The sequence below is a fragment of the Pseudomonas proteolytica genome, from assembly GCF_007858275.1.
Taxonomy (GTDB): domain Bacteria; phylum Pseudomonadota; class Gammaproteobacteria; order Pseudomonadales; family Pseudomonadaceae; genus Aquipseudomonas; species Aquipseudomonas proteolytica.
The window spans coordinates 1-5202 of record NZ_VFEV01000077.1; the positions used below are offsets into that span (position 1 = coordinate 1).

6 protein-coding genes, 1 tRNA gene and 1 pseudogene are annotated in these 5202 nt (G+C 57.0%); 4 read left to right on the forward strand and 4 right to left on the reverse strand.

All coding sequences use genetic code 11. The features are described 5' to 3' along the window. Nucleotides 1-475 precede the first annotated feature (475 nt). The 4 genes from FIV38_RS29620 (at nt 476) to FIV38_RS29635 (ending at nt 1779) form a co-directional block, all read left to right on the forward strand. Nucleotides 476-565: transfer RNA gene (locus FIV38_RS29620), tRNA-Ser, on the forward strand. A gap of 252 nt (nt 566-817) precedes the next feature. Beyond that, nucleotides 818-1087 (forward strand): SinR family protein, encoded by a 270-nt coding sequence (locus tag FIV38_RS29625; protein WP_092231937.1) that lies wholly within the window; start codon nt 818-820, stop codon nt 1085-1087. A gap of 159 nt (nt 1088-1246) precedes the next feature. Next, nucleotides 1247-1537 (forward strand): hypothetical protein, encoded by a 291-nt coding sequence (locus FIV38_RS29630; protein WP_092231934.1) that lies wholly within the window; start codon nt 1247-1249, stop codon nt 1535-1537. Between the two features lie 2 nt (nt 1538-1539). Beyond that, nucleotides 1540-1779, forward strand: a complete 240-nt coding sequence (locus tag FIV38_RS29635; RefSeq protein WP_092231931.1) for a hypothetical protein — start codon at nt 1540-1542, stop codon at nt 1777-1779. Here the strand turns inward: FIV38_RS29635 and FIV38_RS29640 are convergent. The 4 genes and pseudogenes from FIV38_RS29640 to FIV38_RS29655 form a co-directional block, all read right to left on the reverse strand. Beyond that, on the reverse strand, nt 1763-2947 hold the full coding sequence (locus FIV38_RS29640; protein ID WP_092231929.1) for an Arm DNA-binding domain-containing protein: 1185 nt from the start codon (nt 2945-2947) through the stop codon (nt 1763-1765). The genes FIV38_RS29635 and FIV38_RS29640 overlap by 17 nt on opposite strands. A gap of 269 nt (nt 2948-3216) precedes the next feature. Further along, nucleotides 3217-3465, reverse strand: a complete 249-nt coding sequence (locus FIV38_RS29645) for a hypothetical protein (RefSeq protein ID WP_092231926.1) — start codon at nt 3463-3465, stop codon at nt 3217-3219. Nucleotides 3466-3532: 67 nt separating this feature from the next. Then, on the reverse strand, nt 3533-3826 hold the full coding sequence (locus tag FIV38_RS29650; protein WP_092231923.1) for a hypothetical protein: 294 nt from the start codon (nt 3824-3826) through the stop codon (nt 3533-3535). Between the two features lie 15 nt (nt 3827-3841). Next, nucleotides 3842-5074 (reverse strand): annotated as a pseudogene (locus tag FIV38_RS29655) (bifunctional DNA primase/helicase); the annotation flags it as partial. Nucleotides 5075-5202 lie beyond the last annotated feature (128 nt).

Here is a 5202-nt window from a genome sequence, read left to right on the forward strand (position 1 = left end):
CACGGTTAGTGTCCACATACTGTCCACATTGGGTGGTAATACTTTCGGAATAACGCTGAAAATATTCCTAAAACCTTGAGTTTTCGGTGTTTTTATCGGTGGGTATTGGGGCGTCTAGTTGATAGGCAATCAACTCACTCATGACGCGATTCCTTGTAATACGTTTAATAGAAGGGCAGGCCGCAGACGTTACCCAGCATGACCGCCCCGGTAAAGCGCCGTGACTGACTGGCCAGTCAGTCTTTTCCCCACCCGCCGGCCTGGAGCAGGCCACGACAGCGCTCGCCAGCCACTCTGCACGCCTGTCGACAGGCCTTGAGAATGGCACAATCGTCACCCTTCACCCCCTACCAGAGGCGCGTGGGCCGAGATAACTGTCTAAGCGCATGAAAATTCTGAAAAAAACCTTTGCCATCGGAAAAGCTTTCGACTACATTAGCGCGCCTCGACAGACTGAATCAGTTTGACGAGATACGGTGAAGTGTCCGAGTGGCTTAAGGAGCACGCCTGGAAAGTGTGTATACAGGAAACTGTATCGAGAGTTCGAATCTCTCCTTCACCGCCACATTCTGAAAACGCAAGCCCCTGATTTTCCTAGAGAAAGTCAGGGGTTTGTGGTTTTTGGCGTCCAAAAAATAGCCCCATGGGACCACCATGGGACTGGTGCGCTATATTGGTGCGAAAATGAGCTGCCTTATAAAGAGCCCGAATGGCTCTCTGTATTGGCCTCACTTGCTAAAAAATGGCCAATGTTGGCATCCCGACTACGCTTCGGCTTGATATCAATTAGATATCGTCCTAGCTAACGGAGGCCACGATGGCATCAGTTTTGATCACGTATGATCTGATTACCCCCGGTAAAAAGTACGCTGAGCTTCATGAGGCGATAAAAGCCCTTGGCTCATGGTGGCATTGCGTCGAATCAACTTGGATTATTAAGTCGGATCTTTCTCTCGTGCAGATACGCGACGCATTGAAGAAGCATGTCGACTCGAATGACAAGCTGCTGGTCTTGGGGCTATCGGGTGCAGGAGCATGGGTTGGCTTCGATAAAAATTGCTCTGATTGGCTTACCAGCAATCTCTAAGGACGTCGTGTTACGAATACCGCGCCCTATGTTCAATGGCCCCCTACATCAAGGCCCGCTCCGGCGGGCTTTTTTGCGTTTGGCGGAAACCAGACCCCGGGAGCCTGGTCTACCATTATCCTTGATAACGGCTGAGCATGATCGCTAAGGACGAGAGACGTGTCGCTACCCATCACTGCACGGCAGATGAATGCCCTACGGGCGCTGCAACGGACGGATCCGGACCTGGGTGAGCTGGCCACTGCCATTGCGCTGGCCTTCGATGCGACAAAGGTCGAGAACCCGCAGATGGCGCGATTGATCCTGGAAAAGACCTGCCGTCGCATGATCGCCCGGCAACCCGGCAGTCATGAAGCAATGATTCAGCATCTAGCGACCTTCGGGAAGTTGAATTGCCTGACACCGGCGCAGGTCAGTGACTTTATCGTTCGAGTCAGGAGGCACGCTTAATCATGCCCCAAGGCATTCATGAAGAAGCCCTGCGCGCCCTGGTGGAGGGCGGCGCGGTGCGCGATACGCTGGTCAGCCGCCAGGAGGACAAGTGGACACTGGCCATCCGCTTGGGCGGCGCTGGCAGCCGCTGGTTGGCGGTACGCTCGCGCCGCGAAACGCTGCGCACCTGGGCCAGCTTGACGGCGGTAGGACGATTTGCCGAGGCGGTCGGGTTGCGCGGATTCAGTGTGGAGCTGTAACCGGCGATAGCTTCAATGCCAGCTGTAGCATCCCTACCACGTCCGGCCCGTCCTCGTTGATCCAGGTCCCATAGTGCTGACGGATCATATTGCCGTTGGTATGCCCCATCTGTTCGGCAATCCAATCAATTGAGGCGATCCCCGTCGTCAGCAACTGACTGGCGTAGGTGTGCCGGCACTGACCTGGCCCACGGTATCGAACCCCCGCTGCAAGTAAATGCGCCTTAAAAAACCGGTCACGCACCACGAAGTCGTTGGCGTGGGGCAGACCGCTTTTGGTGTTCAAGAACACGAAGTGCAAGGTGTGCTTGCGTACCGTCTTGTTGTCACGTTCAACAATCTCCACGGTTTCCGCTTTGCGCTGTCGAGTCAGGGCATCGATCTTGCGCAACGCGTCCCAAGCGGGAGCGAGCAAACGCACCTTGCGCATTGAGCGGCGGGTTTTGGTGACGCGATAGGCACCGCGTACCTTTGATCGGCGAAAGGTTACGGTGCCTTGTTCCAGGTCGACATCCTCCCAGGCCAAGGCGATGGTTTCAGACACACGAGGGCCAGCCCACAACATGAACTGCACCATCAGCAGCTCATAGGTGCGGTTGGTCGGCGTTTCCAGGATCTGTTTGATTTCCGCCCGGGTGAACGGGTCCGGTGCTTCGGGATCGGGGAGACGCACCATCAAGCCTTCGGTGGGATCGTGGGCGACTTTCATCCGGGTGCGATAGAGCCGAAACACCTGGCGCACGTTGCTGATGATGTCGCGGATGGTCTTGTTTTTGAGGGTTTTGGACAGCGTGCCCTGAATCCACTCTTGCAGATCCAGGTGATCGATTGCGTTGATCTGCACCTTGCCCCAGCGTGGCCGCACATGCACCTCGGCCTTGTTGGCGTAGCCGCGATAGCTTGAAGCCGCCACACTGTTGGCCTTGATGCGCAACCACAGGTCCAGGTAATGACCAAAGGTGTTTTCCACTAGCCTGGCCGAGTTGGGAAAGTGGCGGGCGTAGTCAAAGATGCCGGAATCAATCTCGTATTCGATGATGGCGAGCAAGCGCTTTGCCTGGGCCACCGTGGCCGGTTTGTTGCCTCCTGGTATGGACTCACGGCACTTTTCGCCGTCGTACTGAAAATAGATTCTCACGGAATTGCCGCGAGCTTCGACCCCACTCATGTAAACCCCTAACGCTGTACTCGTGTAACGACAGTCTGACGATCGGAAACAAAAAGGCCCGTTTCCGGGCCAAGTATCTGGTAGCGCTTCTTCTGGTGGACGCGGCTTACCGTTTCGGCTTCTGGTTGCGTAAATGGGCGTTCTGCAGCTGGCGCCGCCGGCTGCATTTCAGATGACTGCCTTGTACACGCCAATAGCCGCATTGGTCGCATAGGCTGGTGTAGTCAATGTTCCAGGGAAAGCGGCGTTCGGTGGCTGCGGTAGGACGGTCAGACATGGCGTGATACACCCCGTGTTGCTGGCTTGGCGAGCAGTTTGGCGACCACGGCCGCATCCGTTTCACTCAGTTCACCCAGGGTGCTGGCCATCTGGCTCAGACTTTCCAGACGGGTTCGTGATTCGGGCGTTTTACGTACCAGGTAGCCTATGACGGCCGCGCCAATAATCGCGGTGGCCACCAGCTGCCGTGCCGGTGTGGTAGCCTTTGTGCCGCTGCTGCTTTGGGTCTGCGCTTGCATGGTTTAGTCCTCGGTGGTGGTTGGGTGTCGGGGAGCTGCAACTCCTCGGCACTGCTTTTTAAAACCGTCAGTCCTTGCGGGCCAGGTGGATCACCAGGCCGTCAAAATCGGGCTCATGCTCAACGCATGATTGCCACGCCAGTACCCTCAGAATTTGTTGCCGGCTGCAGTCGTCCACCAGGATTTCGCGCTGGCCACCGGCTGCCCTGACTTCCAGAATCTCTAACAAGCCATCCTCGCCATATGCACCGGCCTGGATGACCGGCGCGCTCTCGCCGGTGAATTCCAAGCGGTCCTGCACGGCTTGCAGCTTGCTTGTTTTGCCGTCGCCGGCAGTGCCCATAAACACTTGAATCTGCATCGTTGTTGCTCTCCTTTATGCCTTGAATGTCCAGCACTTCACTGTGGTCGGCCGGGGTTGTGAACACGGGTTGCGGTTGTTGAAAGCTGCACGTACCGCGCTGTGGACGGCCTTATTGCTGTCCAGAAACTTGCGGGAGCGGGACTCCTTGAGCAGATCGCGCAACGTGGCCACGTCGGCCACCTTCTGTTTGTGCTCGACGGCGCGCTCGCAGAACTCGTTGAGGTTGATAGCGATCACGGTCGGGTCGGTGCTGTGGTCCACCACTGGGTCTTCACTCAAGGATTCGAGGTAGTCGTAAACCTCCCAAAACTCGGCCACGGCGGCATGGTCGGAGCTGATCGACGCCTGGCGTTCGATGGCCATCCGCACGATCTGACGTTGGGTGGCAGCGACCTGGGGGTCGCTCAATTTCAGGACCAGGCGTAGGCCGTCCAGCAGCGATAGCATTTGCGCGTGGTTTTTGCTGATGCGCTCCACGCGGATGTAGCCGCGCAGGTCATAGCCGCAGCTGGTGCAATTGCCCTGGTCACTGGTATAGGCCGTGCTGCAGGCGAAGCAATGAGTGTGCAAACGGCGCAGCTTGGATTCGTGCTCGGGAACACGCTGGGCGAATAGCTCAAGCACCGCCGACTCTTTCCCTACCGCTCGCAATAGGAAGTGGCTGAGGGTGCCACCGTCCAGAGCATTGAGTTGATCCGCTGCCGCACGGCTTTGCGGTGTAACGATCGGGCGTACAAAATGCAGCTTCACAATGCGCGTCATGATCGCTTCGTGCGCCACCACGGCCGCGTTCTGGCTGATAGCAATCGTGCCCCGGAATGGCGGCTCGTAGGTTTCGTTGCCTGCCGTCTTGACGCCTTTCGTAGCCAGCGTGCCGCCGCCGTAGAAGTCCTTCAGCTCGTCCCATTCAAAGGTTTTCGCGTGTGCCCGATCATCGCCGTGACGATCGGCCTCCAGGAACACAACGGGCATACCGGAGACTTGACCCATCAAACGGGAGCGTCCTGCCTTCGTTGATTTCATTGGGTCGAAGCCTTCATAGCCTTCGCGGCCGAGCAGCTTCCACAGCAGGTTCAGCAGGGTGGTCTTGCCCGCGCCAGCCTCGCCCGTGGCTTCCAGGAAAGGGAAGGACTGATAGCGAGCGCGGATCTGTTCGCAAAACAACGAACCGAAAAAGAACACCAGTGCGACAAAGCCCTGGGCGCCGAAGCAGGTCCATAGCAATTGCACCCACTTTTCGTCAAAGCCTGTTGCCGCTGACCGAAAACTGACCCAGTAGAGGCTGTTCTGCCGACTGAAAACTGACCCAGGTGTTCAACTGCTTCTGCTCACTTTTTGAGCAGGAGAACACAGGGTGATCAGCATGGAAATGT